This is a genomic window from Neorickettsia sennetsu str. Miyayama (assembly GCF_000013165.1).
GTDB classification, from domain to species: domain Bacteria; phylum Pseudomonadota; class Alphaproteobacteria; order Rickettsiales; family Anaplasmataceae; genus Neorickettsia; species Neorickettsia sennetsu.
Window position 1 is genome coordinate 183,133 of sequence record NC_007798.1, and the last position, 15,954, is coordinate 199,086.

General features: G+C 41.3%; 13 protein-coding genes and 1 tRNA gene. 8 read left to right on the forward strand and 6 right to left on the reverse strand.

The genetic code is table 11. The features are described from left to right. Window positions 1-31 precede the first annotated feature (31 nt). Together rpiB and glyA are read left to right on the forward strand one after the other, a co-directional pair. Window positions 32-484: a ribose 5-phosphate isomerase B gene (gene rpiB / locus NSE_RS00860; RefSeq protein WP_041917478.1), complete on the forward strand. Its 453-nt coding sequence runs from the start codon at window positions 32-34 to the stop codon at window positions 482-484. Then, entirely contained in the window at window positions 456-1,715 is a 1,260-nt protein-coding gene (glyA, locus tag NSE_RS00865) for a serine hydroxymethyltransferase (protein WP_011451619.1), read from the forward strand. Before rpiB ends, glyA begins: the two co-directional genes overlap by 29 nt. Before the next feature lie 11 nt (window positions 1,716-1,726). On the opposite strand, the gene NSE_RS00870 is transcribed toward glyA, so the two are convergent. Then, window positions 1,727-1,978, reverse strand: a complete 252-nt coding sequence (locus NSE_RS00870; protein ID WP_041917479.1) for a hypothetical protein — start codon at window positions 1,976-1,978, stop codon at window positions 1,727-1,729. 129 nt (window positions 1,979-2,107) lie between these two features. Here NSE_RS00870 and NSE_RS00875 point away from each other — a divergent pair, with 129 nt between their 5' ends. From NSE_RS00875 to NSE_RS00900, 6 genes are all read left to right on the forward strand, one after another. Continuing rightward, entirely contained in the window at window positions 2,108-2,752 is a 645-nt protein-coding gene (locus NSE_RS00875) for a thiamine phosphate synthase (RefSeq protein ID WP_011451621.1), read from the forward strand. 212 nt (window positions 2,753-2,964) lie between these two features. Further along, the gene (carB, locus tag NSE_RS00880) at window positions 2,965-6,186 is read left to right on the forward strand and encodes a carbamoyl-phosphate synthase large subunit (RefSeq protein ID WP_011451623.1); all 3,222 of its coding nucleotides are present in this window, start codon (window positions 2,965-2,967) and stop codon (window positions 6,184-6,186) included. 196 nt (window positions 6,187-6,382) lie between these two features. Then, window positions 6,383-6,456, forward strand: a tRNA-Ile gene (locus tag NSE_RS00885). A 9-nt stretch (window positions 6,457-6,465) separates the two neighbouring features. Beyond that, window positions 6,466-7,857 carry a TldD/PmbA family protein gene (locus NSE_RS00890; protein WP_041917480.1) on the forward strand — a complete coding sequence of 464 codons (1,392 nt, stop codon included), beginning with the start codon at window positions 6,466-6,468 and terminating at the stop codon, window positions 7,855-7,857. Between the two features lie 87 nt (window positions 7,858-7,944). After that, window positions 7,945-9,198 carry an adenylosuccinate synthase gene (locus NSE_RS00895; RefSeq protein ID WP_011451625.1) on the forward strand — a complete coding sequence of 418 codons (1,254 nt, stop codon included), beginning with the start codon at window positions 7,945-7,947 and terminating at the stop codon, window positions 9,196-9,198. Window positions 9,199-9,287: 89 nt separating this feature from the next. Beyond that, window positions 9,288-9,989 (forward strand): phosphatidylglycerophosphatase A, encoded by a 702-nt coding sequence (locus NSE_RS00900; RefSeq protein ID WP_041917481.1) that lies wholly within the window; start codon window positions 9,288-9,290, stop codon window positions 9,987-9,989. 107 nt (window positions 9,990-10,096) lie between these two features. Here the strand turns inward: NSE_RS00900 and NSE_RS00905 are convergent, their stop codons facing one another. From NSE_RS00905 to secA, 5 genes are all read right to left on the reverse strand, one after another. Beyond that, a complete protein-coding gene (locus NSE_RS00905; protein WP_011451627.1) occupies window positions 10,097-10,435 on the reverse strand; it encodes a thioredoxin family protein in 339 nt (112 codons plus the stop codon). Window positions 10,436-10,583: 148 nt separating this feature from the next. After that, on the reverse strand, window positions 10,584-11,588 hold the full coding sequence (locus NSE_RS00910) for an NAD(P)H-dependent glycerol-3-phosphate dehydrogenase (protein WP_011451628.1): 1,005 nt from the start codon (window positions 11,586-11,588) through the stop codon (window positions 10,584-10,586). Window positions 11,589-11,633: 45 nt separating this feature from the next. Further along, window positions 11,634-12,344 carry a JAB domain-containing protein gene (locus NSE_RS00915; protein WP_011451629.1) on the reverse strand — a complete coding sequence of 237 codons (711 nt, stop codon included), beginning with the start codon at window positions 12,342-12,344 and terminating at the stop codon, window positions 11,634-11,636. Between the two features lie 101 nt (window positions 12,345-12,445). Next, window positions 12,446-12,880 (reverse strand): helix-turn-helix domain-containing protein, encoded by a 435-nt coding sequence (locus tag NSE_RS00920; RefSeq protein WP_011451630.1) that lies wholly within the window; start codon window positions 12,878-12,880, stop codon window positions 12,446-12,448. A gap of 275 nt (window positions 12,881-13,155) precedes the next feature. Further along, window positions 13,156-15,570 (reverse strand): preprotein translocase subunit SecA, encoded by a 2,415-nt coding sequence (gene secA, locus NSE_RS00925; RefSeq protein WP_011451632.1) that lies wholly within the window; start codon window positions 15,568-15,570, stop codon window positions 13,156-13,158. Between the last annotated feature and the right edge of the window lie 384 nt (window positions 15,571-15,954).

Genomic DNA, 15,954 nt, shown 5'->3' on the forward strand with positions numbered 1-15,954 from the left:
TGTTTTTACTGTAAGGTGATTTTGCTTGAACGTGAGGGTTTCCATAGGTGCTGATCATGCGGGGTTTGCACTCAAAGCAGTTTTGATAGACTTCTTTAGGGCACGGGGATGCTTGCCCGTGGATAGGGGTGCGTATTGCTTAGATGTTTCTGATTATCCTGATTTTGCTAAATCTGTTTCCTTAGACGTATCGGATGGGAGGGTGGATTTTGGCATCTTAATATGTGGTTCTGGTATCGGGATGAGTATAACCGCCAACAGGTATAAAAAGGTCCGGGCTGCTCTGTGTTATGATGTGCGAGCAGCAAAGATGGCTAGGGAACATAATGATGCAAATGTCTTATGTCTTGCAGGAAGAGATCTGACTGTATCAAGGTGTCTTGAAATAGTTGAGGCATTTGTAAGTAGTAAGTTTAGTTGTGAGGAGCGTCACAAGAAAAGGATAGAAAAAATTGATGAGGGGGGGGGGAATAGTGTTTTTTAAATCTAGGATTTCTGCGGTTGATCCGGCTGTTGCTAGGATTATTGATGGTGAAGTTAGTAGACAGCGTAAACATCTGCAGTTGATTGCTTCCGAGAACTTTGCTAGTGCTGCAGTCCTGGAGGCGCAGGGGTCCGTGTTTACAAATAAATATGCGGAGGGTTATCCAGGCAAGCGCTACTATTGCGGATGTGAATATGCAGATCAGATCGAGCGTCTTGCAATAGAAAGGGTCTGTAAGTTATTTGGGTGTTCTTATGCTAATGTTCAGCCGCACTCTGGTTCCCAGGCAAATCAGGCCGTATTTTTAGCGCTCCTAAACCCTGGTGATACGGTTCTTGGTTTTTCTCTCGCGTCAGGGGGACATCTTACTCATGGTGCAAGTGTCAACCTTTCCGGAAAATGGTTTAATGCGGTTCACTACAACGTCAGAAGAGATAATTTCGAGATAGACATGGATGAGGTCCGTGATTTGGCAAAGAAGCATTCCCCAAGAATGATCATTGCGGGCGCGTCAGCATACTCGAAGTATATAGATTTTAAGAGCTTTCGTGAAATAGCAGACGAGGTTGGTGCTTATTTATTAGGTGATGTGGCACACTACGCTGGTTTGATAGCTGCAGGCGAGTATCCGTCTCCCTTCCCTTATGTAGACGTTATGACCTCTACAACACATAAAACTTTGCGTGGTCCGCGTGGTGCAATCGTTCTTACAAATAGTGAAGAACTCATAAGGAAAATAAATTCTGCTATATTTCCAGGATTGCAGGGTGGTCCTCAGATGCATGCAATAGCTGCTAGGGCTGTTGCTTTTGGTGAAGCTCTTACTACGGAGTTCAAAGAGTACATCAGGTCTGTCATAAGGAATGCAAAAACTCTTGCAAACGTTTTAAGAGAGAGAGGTTTTGATGTCCTCTCTGGCGGTACTGATACCCACATCGTTATGATTGACTTGAGGAAGCTTAATCTGAAAGGTAATGTGAGCGCCTTAAAACTTGAGAGTGCTGGGATAATCTGCAACAAGAATGCTATTCCATTTGATGAGGAGAAGCCATTTGTGACGTCTGGCTTACGATTCGGTAGTCCCGCTGAAACCACCCGTGGAATGCGCGAATTGGAATTCGCGCACATCGGAGGGCTAATTGCTGACTTACTTGAGGAAAAAATCAGCACAGATAATGCAGCTGAAATGGTCTTGGACCTCACAAGCAAGTTCAACTTTTACAACGTGTAAGGGTGCCAACGTCACGCGCTGCGATGCTTAATGAATTCTGCAAACGCCAAGATGCCTTTGCAAAATAGAGGACAGAGGGAACTGATATCTATGTCTCCTTTGGTTTTGGTGTTTATATCACAAAGCATATCTGGGTGTGACTTATCCTGTGGAGCTGCCGTTTTAAGTGCTGGATCTGCAGATGGACCTTCACTTATATCAGTTGAAGGGACTATATCAATTAAGTAATCTCCGGAGTTAGTGAAATCAGTGAATTCAGACATGAAAAAAGTGTATATCAAACTAGATTAATCGTATAAGGTGAGTATTAAGAAGATATAAACAACTTAAAATTGAATAATTTTATACGTCCACTCACGAGCTGTAGAATTTGACAAATATTTTGCTTGCGTATGCAATTGAGTAAGGCCTTTTATATCCTTTCGCCAAATAGGCAAATTACCACTGCTGAATATGCTGATCTAGCAAGACTCTTTCGAAATTTTTCCACGTATGTGTATGCATTTCAGTTGCGCATCAAGGATAGGAATTTGTTAGAAAGGGAGATACCACGTCTTAGTGATCTTTGTCATGAGTATAAAATCCCCCTTATAGTCAATGATTTCATTGATTTGGCATTAAGGTTTGAGGCAGACGGTGTTCATGTAGGTGTAGCAGACAATACTCTAGAGCAGTGTCGGCATCTCTTACCAAGCGGAAAAATCGTAGGTGTAAGTTGTTATAATGATATTGATCGGGCAAAAAAGAATCTCTTCGCTGATTATGTGTCTTTTGGGTGTTTCTTCGAAAGTCAGACGAAACCCAATCCTGCAGCTAAAGCGAGTTTAGCAACACTAAATAATTGGAAAAATATAGCTCCTAGAGTTCCTTGTGTATGTATTGGCGGGATAAATGAGAAGAACTTTGTGCAACTTCTGAGAAATGGTGCCGATATCGTTGCTTTCTCGAGTTATTTATGGAGAGGAGAATCCCCATATGGTAAATTCGCAGCACTTATAGAAACAAGTAGACATTATGAAACTTATAGAAACAAGTAGACATTATGAAAAGTTGCTGTATGAGTGATGACTTTAAATTTGATTAGGATCTACTCTGAAAACAGCAAAAGTGTCGGCTTTTGTACATAGATTTGCGTAAGAATGCTTTTATTTCTATCTTACTCATGTTTTCCTATTTGGTTGCTTTCATGAGACTGTTATACAAACTTTCCTGTTATTAAGGTACAATCGAGGAGAACTTTAAACAAAGGATGCAGGAAAAAAAGTCTACTATACTTGTGATAGGAGCTGGTCCAATAGTAATAGGGCAGGCGTGTGAATTCGATTACTCTGGTACGCAGGCATGTAGAATCCTGAGGAAATGCGGGTACAAAGTGGTCCTAATAAATCCCAATCCAGCGACTATAATGACGGATCCTGATACAGCCGACGTTGTCTATATAGAGCCAATCAACATTGGGATAATAGAGAGAATAATTGCCATAGAAAGACCTGATAAACTATTGCCGACTGTTGGAGGTCAGACAGCGCTAAATATAGCAATTGAGTTATTCGATAGAGGGATACTTTCCAGGTACGGTGTTGAACTAATAGGGGCCTCAAAACGTGTAATTGAAAATGCAGAGAAAAGAAGCGTTTTCAATCGACTCATGGGCGAGATTGGCTTACAGGTCCCGAAAAACACTATGGTTACCCATGTAAATGAAATAGAAAAGGCTTTTGAATTTATCGGTGTCCCAGCAATAATAAGGCCATCTTTTACCCTTGGTGGACTGGGTGGAGGTGTTGCAACTACAAAGTTTGACTTTTTCACGATTATCAATAATGGGCTTAAATTTTCACCAGTCAGTGAGGTACAAGTCGATGAGTCAGTCTTAGGGTGGCAAGAGTTTGAGCTCGAGGTTGTTCGTGATTCTGTTGGGAATTCAATTATTGTTTGTTCCATAGAAAACACCGACCCAATGGGTGTTCATACTGGTGATAGTGTAACAGTCTCGCCTATTCTTACACTCAGAGACGAAGAATATCAGGAGATGAGGGATGCAGCCTTTAAGGTTTTGGATTGCATAGGTGTTACCACCGGTGGTGCAAACGTGCAGTTTGCTTTGAATCCGGAAAATGGTGAACTGCGTGTAATCGAAATGAATCCAAGGGTTTCCAGATCATCGGCTCTTGCCTCGAAAGCAACTGGGTATCCAATCGCAAAGGTTGCAGCACAACTGGCTGCCGGGCTTACTCTGCCAGAAATTTATAATGATGCAGTTCCAACAATTCCTGCATCTTTTGAGCCAGCAATGGACTATGTGGTTGTAAAAATACCTCGCTTCAATTTTGAGAAGTTTTTCCATGCTGAGGAAAGGCTCTCTAGTTCCATGAAATCTGTAGGGACCACAATGGCAATTGGGAGATGCTTTCAGGAAGCGTTGCAAAAAGCTTTCAGTTCTTTGGAACAGGGTCTTGATGGTCTCAATACTGTACTTGATCTGAATGTTTCCCGTAAGGTTATTGAGAGAAAGCTACGCTCTCTCATTCCGAATAAAATTCTTGTTATTGCAGATGCCATTAGAGCTGGTTTTCAGATCAAGGAGATTGTGTATTTGAGCAAATACAATGAGTGGTTTCTTTTGCAAATTGATGAGTTGGTAAATTTAGAAAATGAAATTAAAAGTGGTAACTTTTCCCCGAATAGGCTTCTGATTTGGAAGAAAAAGGGTTTCTCAGATTCTAGGATAGCATCTCTGAAAGGTTGCGATGAAGCCTTTGTAAGGAGTACCCGTAAGAAGATGGCTATAAGGCCTGTATTTAAACGGGTAGACACGTGTGCTGCAGAATTTGAAAGCGATATAAAATATCTCTATTCCACTTATGAAGGTGATACTGTTACTCAGCCAGAATGCGAAGCCTATCCCTCTGATAGGAAGAAAGTAATTGTCCTAGGTAGTGGACCAAACAGAATTGGACAGGGAATAGAGTTCGATTATACGTGTGTGCATGCGATTTCTGCGATAAAGGAACTCGGCTATGAAGCAATCATGGTAAATTGCAACCCAGAAACGGTTTCAACTGATTACGATATCTCGGATAAACTCTACTTCAGTCCTATGAATGTTGAGTCAGTTCTAGACATTGTAGAGAAGGAGTCTGAGAGAGGAGAGCTACTTGGTGTGGTCCTGCAGTGTGGTGGACAGACACCTCTCAAGCTTGCAAGAGCGATGCATGAAAATAACGTCAGGATAATTGGTACAGGTTTTGCATCGATCAATACTGCCGAGGATAGAAAAAGTTTCAATAGCCTAGTGGCAGAATTAGAAATGCTTCAGCCAGAAAATGCGATCGTTTTAGCACGAGAAGAAATAGCTAAAAATGTTAAAAAAATTGGTTTTCCATTAATAGTCCGGCCTTCCTATGTACTTGGTGGTGAGTCAATGCAGATTATCTATGACGACGCGATGCTTGAAGATTATTTGGAAAGGCATACGCAGCTCTTCAGCGGTTCTTCGTTATTGTTAGATAAGTTTCTGGTAAATGCTCTGGAGCTCGATGTTGACGCAATTTCTGATGGCGAAGATGTGTACATTGCCGGTATAATGGAGCACATAGAGGAAGCAGGTGTGCACTCTGGTGATTCTGCCTTTGTTTTTCCTCCTCAAAAGTTGTCCGAAGAAATACTTGAGAGAATTAAGAGTTGCACTAAAAAGGTAGCGATTGCTCTCAATGTAGTAGGATTTTTGAATATCCAGTTTGCAATAGATGGAAGGGATGTATACGTGTTAGAAGTAAATCCACGTTCAAGTCGGACTATACCATTTGTTGCTAAAGCCCTTGGAATCCCGGTTGCAAGAATTGCGACCAAAGTCATGCTCGGCATGAAGCTAAGAGATTTCCAGCTGAAGGGCTACGAAGACTACGTGAAACATGTTTTTGTAAAACAGCCTGTTTTTTCGTTTGAGAAATTTCCAGAATCTGACGTTCTCCTAGGACCAGAAATGAAGTCAACAGGGGAAGTAATGGGTGTTGGTGATGATTTTGATACCGCCTTTGCAAAGGTTTGTATGGCCAGCATGAGGAAACTTCCGACTTCAGGGAAGGTGTTTTTCTCCATTAGAGATGAAGACAAGCTCAAGTCTGTTGAGGTTGCAAAGATATTATCCGAATTGCAATTTACAATTCTTGCAACAAAGGGGAGTGCAGCCTTTCTCGAGAAGCATAATATCGACGCGGTAACTGTGAACAAGGTAAAGGAAGGTTCTCCGCACGTTGTCGATATGATAATGAATAGTGAAATTAGTTTAGTGATAAATACATCTTCTCATGTGCTAGAGTCTGTGAGAGACAGTATGAGTATTAGGTCTAGTTCTATTATTAACCAGATACCATGTTGTACAAATATTCACTCTGCTCTGGCTCTAGTGAGGGGTATAAAAAAAATTGTTAAGTGTAAGCTGCCGGTTTACCAGCTTTCCTATGTGTAAAGCTGATACTTTAAAATACATTTTGATACACTTTGCTAGGTCGTCGTTTTTTGGTTCGGGGTTGATTGAGTTACTTTACTCCTTGGTTGTCTAGTTTTTTGGTAACATTTATTTGGGTATTATTCTCATCTGTGAGGTTTGTTTCTGTATATAGCTTGTGCTACAATTTGCGGCGCCTGGCTGTTTTGAGGAATGTGGGCTTGTAGCTCAGCTGGTTAGAGTACACGCCTGATAAGCGTGAGGTCGGAAGTTCAAGTCTTCTCAAGCCCACCGTTTTATATGTTAGATCTCGAAAAATTTATTCCCGTTGTTGTATCAGCTCTTCAGGGTGCTGATGGAGGAGAGCTGTTTGTCGAGTATTCTCTTTCAGAGATTCTGAAGTTCGAGGATGGCGTACTTGCTGAGAGTAATTATGCCGATTCTTCTGGATTTGGTCTCCGTGCGTTTTATGGTGATAAGGTGCTCTATACGCACTCCTCACACTTGAGCGACGCTAGTATCTTTGAAGCTAGTGATTTTATTCGGAAAAACCGTCTGGCAGATGGCTCAGCTATGACTGCAGAGGCTGCGCATGAGACCGCTTGTGGAGATCCTCTTTATAAATTTGAAATCCAAGATGATTCCTTCTCGTTTGAGAGGAAGGTTGCTTTTCTGCGTCAGGTTTACGACTATGCTTTATCAAAGAGCGTAAACATAGCTAGTGCTTCTGTTACTCTTATGCGGTTTGTCCGAAGAATTGGAATCATTAAAAATACCGGAGGAACCGTAACTGACGAACAGCCAATGGTGCGCTTAGGGTTTTCAGTCGTGTTAAAGAATGAGAAAGGTGGAGCTCAAGGGGGCACTTCAGGCAAAGGGGGGAGATTCGCGCTTTCTGAGTTAATGAAAGACTGGTACGTGGTTGTTGATCGTGCATTTCACAAAGCTGAGGTTGCTTTGCGGGCTGTGCCTTGCCCCTCTGGTGAGATGACAGTGGTTTTAGGGAGTGGATGGCCAGGTGTCTTGTTACACGAAGCTATAGGTCATGGGCTAGAAGCTGATTTTAATCGTAAAGGGGTTTCCGCTTTTTCCGGTCTGATTGGTAAGAAGGTTGCTTCTGATGTTGTCAGTGTTGTCGATAACGGTAGGATCAATGAAGCTAGGGGTTCCATTAATGTTGATGATGAAGGTACACGATCTTCATATAATGTTCTGATAAAGGACGGGATCCTCCAGGGTTACATGTTTGACCTCATGAACGCTAGGTTGATGGGTGAACAGTCTACTGGTAATGGGCGTCGCGAGAGCTATATGAACATTCCGCTGCCACGCATGACAAATACGTATATGTTGCCTGGTGATAAAACTCCGGATGAAATAATAAAGAGTATTAAAAGCGGTATTTACGCTGTCGATTTCTCGGGGGGTCAGGTTGATATAACATCTGGAAAATTTGTATTTTCAGCATCTGAAGCATACTTAATAGAGGATGGTGAGGTTACAGTACCAGTAAAAGAGGTTACACTTATCGGGGATGGTCCAACTATATTGAAAAGGATTTCAGCTGTTGGAAATGATCTCAAGCTCGACGACGGGGTAGGTACTTGTGGTAAAGATGGGCAGTCTGTGCCTGTGTGTGTTGGTCAGCCGACCATTTGTGTGGATAAAATTACTGTTGGTGGGACTGCTTAAATTTCCTGTTTATCCTATCTTCTAAGCTTTTCTTACTATATTCCCTCATGTTACAATCCGGGGTCTTCGGTGTTTTTGGAGAGCTGTATGGACGCTGCAGTTATAGGGTTACAGTGGGGTGATGAAGGTAAAGGTAAAATCGTAGATCATCTTGCTGGCGACTTCGACAGTGTTGTCCGTTTTAACGGTGGAAATAATGCTGGGCATACAGTAATTGTAGGCGAGAGAACCTATAAGCTTAGGGTCCTACCATCAGGCATTTTGAGGGAGGATGTTGTTTCCGTCATTGGTAATGGAGTTGTTCTTGACCCACAAGGTCTACTAGATGAAATTCATCTGCTAAAGAAAGAAGGCGTCCAAATACACCCAGGTAAGCTGTTGATTGCCGATAACTGTCATCTTGTTCTTCCTATACATAGGGAGTTGGATGTTCTATTCGAGCAAAAACAGAAACTAGGGACCACTAAATGTGGTATTGGTCCATGTTACCAGGATAAAGTTGCTAGGCGAGGTATACGCTTGTGTGATTTACGATCTGAAGAGCAATTAAGAAAGACTTTGGCAGGGCTTTCATACTATCATAACATCGTACGGAAAGGGGCTGGGCTGCAGGAAGTTTGTCAGGAAATCCTGTTTGCATCGCTCTTTGCAATGAGGGACGAGCTTCTTTGTTATGCAGTTCCTCCATGTGAACTGCAGGGCATTTTGTCCGGTAAAAGTAAGCTTTACGAAGGTGCTCAGGGAATGCTACTCGACATAGATCATGGTACGTATCCATTTGTAACGTCAGGTTCTTCGGGTTTGGGTCAGGTTATGAACGGTGCTGCACTTGGCTGTGTGAATAGGGTGATAGGGGTCATGAAGGGTTATGTTACCCGCGTTGGAGAGGGTATTCTTCCGACTGAACAGGATAATGCATTTGGTAGCGAGTTACAGAAACTGGGAAAGGAAGTTGGTACGGTAAGTGGAAGGATCAGAAGATGTGGTTGGTGTGACCTTCCCTTAGTTAGGTATGTCAATGCTGTTGCGGGGGTAACGGAAATTGTTATAACGAAACTTGATGTTTTAGACTCTTTTAATGAAATCTTTTTATGTTGTGCTTACAAAGGTAAAAAAGGTAAGTTGATTGAAATTTGTAGTCCTAGTAAACTGTGCTATAGCAAGTATGAAGCGCAGTACATAGTAATGAAAGGGTGGAGATCGTCAACTGTTGGTGTTACTTCTTTTTGTGATCTCCCCGATGGAGCAAAAAGTTTTGTGGAGACAATTGAAAAATGTCTTGATCTTCCAGTTACTATGATTTCTAATGGGCCTGAGAGGACCCAAGTTCTTCATAGGTAATAATGAAAGTCAGTGTCGTTGTTTTGTCCACAGCGAGAAGATAAATAGTGGTTTCTTTGTGAGTGTCCTAGAGTAGAGATCGCGGTCTTATGTTTAGTCTTTCAAGTATAAGAAGGATTGTTGGTGCTGTTATACCGTCTAGAATGATAACTACTTTTTTCTGGATTGGGTATCTTCCTGAATGGCAAAGCCATTGGGTGGCTTTTTTTTCGATTCCGTTAGCTTTGTTGGTTCTGTACTTTACCATTGGGTTTTCCGTGCCTACAGTGCTTGCGGCTCAGGTTTTGCTTATCTTCTCTCTGGTGCTGTTGTTTCTTGGGTTGATCGGTATATATTTCTTCCAGAAGACTGTGTTCTCTGAGAGTAGATATGAAATAACGATACACGTTGCCTTCGGACAGTGCCTTATGCTTGCACTTTCTGTTCCTGCAATTATCAAGACTTTGACTCAGATTTTTCTGTTTAACTCCTTCATATGTGCTCATTTCTTGAACTGTGCAGACTGGTTTTTGAGATGTTCAACTTACTTTATAACGGCGCTGGTTCCATATTTTGTTTTCAGGTTGATAGATATAACGAAGCCTTGGCCGTCGTATTGGATCGAAAGAGATTACAATAATGCTTTCAGTAACATGCTTGAGGGCTTTTTTAATGCCATATACGCTTCCGCCTTGTTTTATGCACTCAATTTCATACTATTCAATCTCTTGCTCATTGATGTTGTTGAATTCTATAAGCAAGTTTTTTCTGGAGTCTTCATCAACAGGGGGATTCCTTGGGTATACTTGTAATAGATAGACAAAAAAGAATGTTGCACCTCCGTAGCATGTGGTTTCCGGGTGCTTCCCACACAACTTATTTAGGAGGTGGACGAGTATATTGCTCTGATATTTACTACTTACGAAGGCTTGTATTCCTCAAGTAGCCTTTGTATAGTCTCTTTAGGTTTGTTGCCTAGTATTCTTGCTAGTTCGTTGTCTGGCGATACACTCCCTGCGAAAACTGCCACGGTCGGGACTGCCCTTACTTTCCACGTCTGACTTGGGCTCTCGCCCTTGCTGCTGGTGACATTCATCTTGTAGAATTTCACTTCCTGATTCTCTTGTGCGAGTTCTTCGTACGTGGATGCGAAATTGTTACATGCTTTACATGTTGGAAGATAAAACTCCACTATGCTAAGTTGATCATCTTCGAGCGCTATCCGGTCTGTTGGCTTTAATTCTGTAATCAGGTCCATAACATTTCTCTCGTAAAGTCGTTATCAATTATTTAACAAAATAAATAACTTTATATTAACATACTTGAGGATATGTCAGAAGCGCCATTTCTCAGGATTGTAGTAGTATCATAGCGATCCCTATTCTTAATGGATTACTTATCCAATTTTATGGATTTTTCGCGCAACCTAACAAGCTCATAAAAGCTGAGTTGAGCTCCCGTTTGATATCTTGCTCAAAAGAGCTCGTGCCATATGAATTAAATTGAGTTACAGTGTATAACGTATTTGTTAGTACACAGTTTATGTTATGTATACGAGCCAATTCGTGTAATGATTCCAAGGTTGATTTTCCTTCAACTAACGCGTTTTCACTGTAGCCATCGACAAGTCTGTAACCATATCTAAAATTGCGTGATTTATTTGAAAAGCATGTGAGAACGAGATCACCTATCCCACAAAATTCCATTATAGTATCTGGATTTCCATTCTTTATTGTTATGAAAGAGCGAGCTTCCTCCAATGCTAAGCTCATAAGCGCTGACAGAGTATTCGAACCTGCATCCATACGAACCAGTAGGCCACAAATTATTGCTATAACGTTCTTGAAAGCCCCGAGTATCTGTGTGCCGTTAATATCAGTGATATATTTTGTAAAAAATGTTTCCGTCGAGAGCGCATTCGCTATCTTGTCATAACTGGTTTTGTTACGCCCAGCTAAGTTACTAAAAGAAGGTTTCTTGCTAAGTACTTCATGTGCAAAATTTGGTCCAGAAAGGACGAAGATATCATTTTTAGGAAGTTCTTCATGAACGACTTCACTCATCAAAAGCAAAGATTCTCTCTCTATTCCCTTATTACACAGTATGATTTGGACACTCTCTTTGATATTTTCTTTGACTTTTTGGAGGAGTTCTCGCATGCTCTGAGATGGAACGGCTACGAAGATCAACTCCGCATTTTTTAAGACGTCCATCCTGCTCGTAGCGGAAATGTTTTTGTTGAGCGGGAAAGTAGGTAGGTATTTAGTGTTAATATGTCTCTTGTTTATACTATCGATAACCGTTGTATTCCTGCAAAAAATTGTCACGCGTTGGGTGTTGAACGCGAGAAGGTTTGCGATTGCAGTTCCCCATGCTCCCCCACCAATAACGACTGAGTCCATGAGCACCATACTTGATTGTCGATAGAATGGTACATCAAAGCTGTCTATCTGTCATCACAGAAGCCCGTTAACCACAAAGCTGAAATGATCATGTGGTGTTACGATGAAGTGGTCTACAAGCTGTACATCCACTTTCTGACAGATCTTCTTCAACTTTCCGGTTATGAGTAAGTCCTCTTGTGAGGGTAGGGGGTTGCCGCTAGGGTGATTATGCGCAATAACCATCGCGCTTGCGCCACAGGTCAAGCATTTCTTAATGATTTCTCTCATACAGAGCGGCGTGTGATCAGCGGCCCCAAGTTCCTGAACATACTCTCTGATCAGGGTGTATTTCTTGTTAAGAAAAAGGACACGTATTGTCTCGACAGGTTTATTTCCAATACTTAAACGCAAGTAGTCTACAACTGATTTCCACGATTTTAAGGTAGTTCTGGATGTCAGATCCTTTCTTAGAATTGCTTTCATACTCTCGCGCACGGTTCTGATGAGTGCAACAACGGCATCACTTACACCGTTTACGCTCCTCAAGTCGTCAGGATCAGCAGCAAAAAGTTTCTTAAAATCTCCGAACTCTTTCAGTAAAGACTTAGCCAAAGGCTTAATATCAATCCTGGGATGGGTGCCAAAGAGCAAGTACTCTAGCAATTCCAACTCTGAAATAGTCCCAGCTGTGTCTTGTATTATCCGCTGCCGAAGCCTGAGTCTATGCCCCTTATGTAACGACCCAGGTTCAATTTGTACATCTTCTTGTCTTAATTTTTTCATAGTCAGCCCGGCACCTTACCTGTCGCGAACCGCTAGAACGAGATAAACAGAAAAATCAAATTCTGCCGAAATATGGTGTTTCGCAGCGGTCGCACCTTATATCACTCATCTTTTTCCTCTCCATAAGCTTGAGACATAGTCTTTACCAATGAGAGAACTTTACTTCTTACTGAATCTTGCGTAATGGACTTGAATGCACGTACTAAAACCAGAAGCTCCTTGTTATATTCATTCTCATGTTCAAACTCTATACTGTTTTCTGAATCGTGCAATGTGTCCCCTTCTTGCTCCTTATTTAGCGAAGCAAAAAAATAGGAGGGCGAAACTTTACAAAACTTACATATGTCAAGCAGCCTGCTTACGCAAAGGCGGTTTGCACCGCATTCGTACTTTTGAAGCTGCTGGAAGGTCACACCAATTTCCTTGGCTATGGCAGCTTGGCTATAACCTTTAAGGGTCCTAAGCCTACGAATCTGCTTTCCAATCATCACGTCAGTTTCCGCACGTTTCTTAAAATTCTCAGAGATTTTAGGCATATAAAAACACTGTACCGTGAATAAACGTAAAGTATTATGCTAACTCCTAACCGGTAGATAAACAACAACAATCATATTAGCATTATTAACAATACCAATATGATAAATCCTATTTTCTCTACAAAAAGCCACGGAAAGCAAATCGCTTCCAGCAGGAAACACCACGCATGGGATTATACCAATAGAACCATCGATTAGTCAAGATAACCTGCCCAAATATGGGATATTTCCTAATAAAATTAGGAAAACCTAAAGAAAGGGTCTATAAATAGATACTACATGACTTTCATATGCATCCGTTCAACAAGTTTTACGCGGACGAAAGACGCTATGATATTTTCATGCCACCGCTCTGAGAGCCTTTGGAAAGCCTGGAATGCCTCATGTTTAAATTCGATAAGTGGGTTTTTTTGGGCAACGGCCTTTAGGTTTATACTTAATCTAAGATTCTCTAGAAATTGCAAATGCTCTTTCCATAGTTGATCCAGTATCGCTATCATTATGCGTTTTTTTATTTCCAAAAGAAATTCCACATGTGCGCGCTCTTTTTCTGCAATGATGCTTTTTGTTTTTGAGTCTATAAAGCCATCAATATCTTCGGTTTTGTGTAACTCCTTGAAGTCCTCGTTGTATATCGATTGCATACTGTGGATCAGAGTTGAGATATCATAAAAATTCTTAGATCGCGCATTCTCAAGAGTTTTGGCATTCACCTCTGTCACTATTGGTAAGAGATCTATATCACCACTCTCCATGATGTTGTTCCGCTGGCTGAAGATGACCTTCCTCTGTTCATTTATCACATCATCGAACTTAATAAGGTTTTTTCTGATCTCATAATTTCGGCTCTCTACTTTCTTTTGAGCCTTTTCCAAAGATCGGGTTATGTAAGAATGTTTTATGGCACCGTTATTGGAAAGCTGTTTTTTTAGCATGTTGCGTATCCCTGATGTACCGAATACACGTAATAGATCATCATCGAGTGAGAGAAAAAATTTTGATTCACCTGGATCACCTTGTCTACCCGATCTTCCTCTGAGTTGATTATCAATACGACGGCTTTCATGTCTTTCGGTACCGATAACGTAGAGTCCTCCAGCTTTTCGAACTATCTCTTCGTTCTTTGCGTGCTCTTTTTCGGCTTCATCGTTTGCTGAAATGTTAAAATTGATGTTGCCGCCTAACTGGATATCTGTTCCTCTTCCGGCCATATTTGTGGCTATAGTTATAGCTCCGGGCTTGCCAGCTTGTGCAATAATTTCCGCTTCAAAAGCGTGCTGTTTCGCATTCAGTACGGAGTGCTTTAGCTTTGCCTTTTTTAGTTCACGTGAAAGTTCTTCGGAATTTTCTATACTCGTTGTTCCAATCAGGATGGGTTGTAGTTTCTCATGACATTCTTTTGCAAGTGCTAGGATAGCTTCGTATTTCTCCTTTTTTGAAGCGTATATTTCATCATCGTGATCGACTCTGCGTACTGGCAGATGTGATGGTATTTGTACAACTTCTAGTCCATATATTGTCGAGAATTCTTCTCTTTCTGTTGCAGCTGTTCCTGTCATGCCCGAAAGCTTGCCATACATCCTGAAGTAGTTTTGGAATGTGATAGATGCAAGGGTTTGATTCTCATTTTGGATCTTGAGATTTTCTTTGGCTTCAAGTGCCTGATGTAGCCCTTCTGAGTACCGTCTCCCGTGCATCATACGGCCTGTGAACTCATCTATTAAAACTATTTGACCGTCTTGAACTATGTAGTCCTTGTTCTTTTGGAAGAGATTAATTGCCTTCAAAGATTGATTCAAACAATGTACAAGTTGAAGATTTTGTGGTTCGTAGAGAGATGAACCACTCTCTATAAATTTTTCGGCCATTAGCAGCTTTTCTATAGCTTCTTGTCCTTCCTCTGTAAGAGAAACGGTTCTTGTTTTTTCATCAACTATATACAAGGTACTGTCGAGTTTTTCTGCAAGCTTGTTCATGCTTGCATACAGGTATGAGGCATTATCTGTCACACCGGAGATTATGAGTGGTGTACGTGCTTCATCGATCAATATTGAGTCAACCTCATCCACGATCGCATAATGAAGGTCCCGCTGAACCATTTCTCCTTTGGAAAACTTCATATTATCCCGAAGATAATCGAAGCCTAGCTCGTTGTTTGTGGCGTAAGTGATATCTGCTTTGTATGCGTGTGCTCTTTCCGGATCGCGCATATCAGAGGTAATACAAGAAACTTGTAGCCCTAGATGTCTGTATATCTGTTTCATCCACTCTGTATCTCTTCGAGCTAGGTAGTCGTTTACTGTGACCACATGTACACCTTTTTCAGATAGAGCATTCAAATAAGCTGCCAAAGTTGCTACAAGCGTTTTACCTTCACCTGTGTGCATTTCACTTATCATTCCCCAGTGCAGTACTATTCCTCCCATGATTTGCACGTCGAAATGCCGCATACCTAGCGTCCTGAGTGAAGCTTCTCTGACGCACGCATATGCTTCAGGTAGTATTTCATCTAGTGAAGCACTTTGCTTGAACAATCTTTCTTTGAATTCACTAGTTTTATTTCTAAGCTCATCACTTGAGAGGTCACGAATCCTAGTCTCAAGACTATTGACTTGCTCCAAACCGTCTTTCAGCTTTCTCTTGATCTTTCGATTGCGAGAGTCAAAAATCTTGTGCACTAAATCTAGCATCTTGCCTGAAGAATGTTACCACATACAGGTCAATATTCTATGCTCTTGTTTAGAGATTAGCAAATATGTGACCAAGCAGTACGTCTTTTGCTTTTGTTTCTAAAGTGATGAAAGTTCACATCTGAATTTGCTTCAGTGTTGTCTTAATATTACAGGAAAGTGATATTTGTAGGGGAATGTTCTGCAGAAAGGTTGTATATCTGGAAAATATTCTAAGAAGATGCTACAATCGGGATGGCGTTTGTAAACGGTACTTTGGAAAGTCAAAGTTTTTGCGTTGGGCATGGGCTTTAAATTTTCGGGTTTATGTTAAGCGAGGCATTGATCTTGGTTAACATATAGTTAATCAAAAATTTACGAACTATGATGTATAAGTAAGCGCAC

Excerpts from the sequence above, each read along its gene's own strand:
- glyA (WP_011451619.1), top strand. The coding sequence starts at position 456 with ATGAGGGGGGGGGGAATAGTGTTTTTTAAATCTAGGATTTCTGCGGTT.
- NSE_RS00870 (WP_041917479.1), bottom strand. The coding sequence starts at position 1,978 with ATGTCTGAATTCACTGATTTCACTAACTCCGGAGATTACTTAATTGAT.
- NSE_RS00875 (WP_011451621.1), top strand. The coding sequence starts at position 2,108 with ATGCAATTGAGTAAGGCCTTTTATATCCTTTCGCCAAATAGGCAAATT.
- carB (WP_011451623.1), top strand. The coding sequence starts at position 2,965 with ATGCAGGAAAAAAAGTCTACTATACTTGTGATAGGAGCTGGTCCAATA.
- NSE_RS00890 (WP_041917480.1), top strand. The coding sequence starts at position 6,466 with ATGTTAGATCTCGAAAAATTTATTCCCGTTGTTGTATCAGCTCTTCAG.
- NSE_RS00895 (WP_011451625.1), top strand. The coding sequence starts at position 7,945 with ATGGACGCTGCAGTTATAGGGTTACAGTGGGGTGATGAAGGTAAAGGT.
- NSE_RS00900 (WP_041917481.1), top strand. The coding sequence starts at position 9,288 with ATGTTTAGTCTTTCAAGTATAAGAAGGATTGTTGGTGCTGTTATACCG.
- NSE_RS00905 (WP_011451627.1), bottom strand. The coding sequence starts at position 10,435 with ATGGACCTGATTACAGAATTAAAGCCAACAGACCGGATAGCGCTCGAA.
- NSE_RS00910 (WP_011451628.1), bottom strand. The coding sequence starts at position 11,588 with ATGGTGCTCATGGACTCAGTCGTTATTGGTGGGGGAGCATGGGGAACT.
- NSE_RS00915 (WP_011451629.1), bottom strand. The coding sequence starts at position 12,344 with ATGAAAAAATTAAGACAAGAAGATGTACAAATTGAACCTGGGTCGTTA.
- NSE_RS00920 (WP_011451630.1), bottom strand. The coding sequence starts at position 12,880 with ATGCCTAAAATCTCTGAGAATTTTAAGAAACGTGCGGAAACTGACGTG.
- secA (WP_011451632.1), bottom strand. The coding sequence starts at position 15,570 with ATGCTAGATTTAGTGCACAAGATTTTTGACTCTCGCAATCGAAAGATC.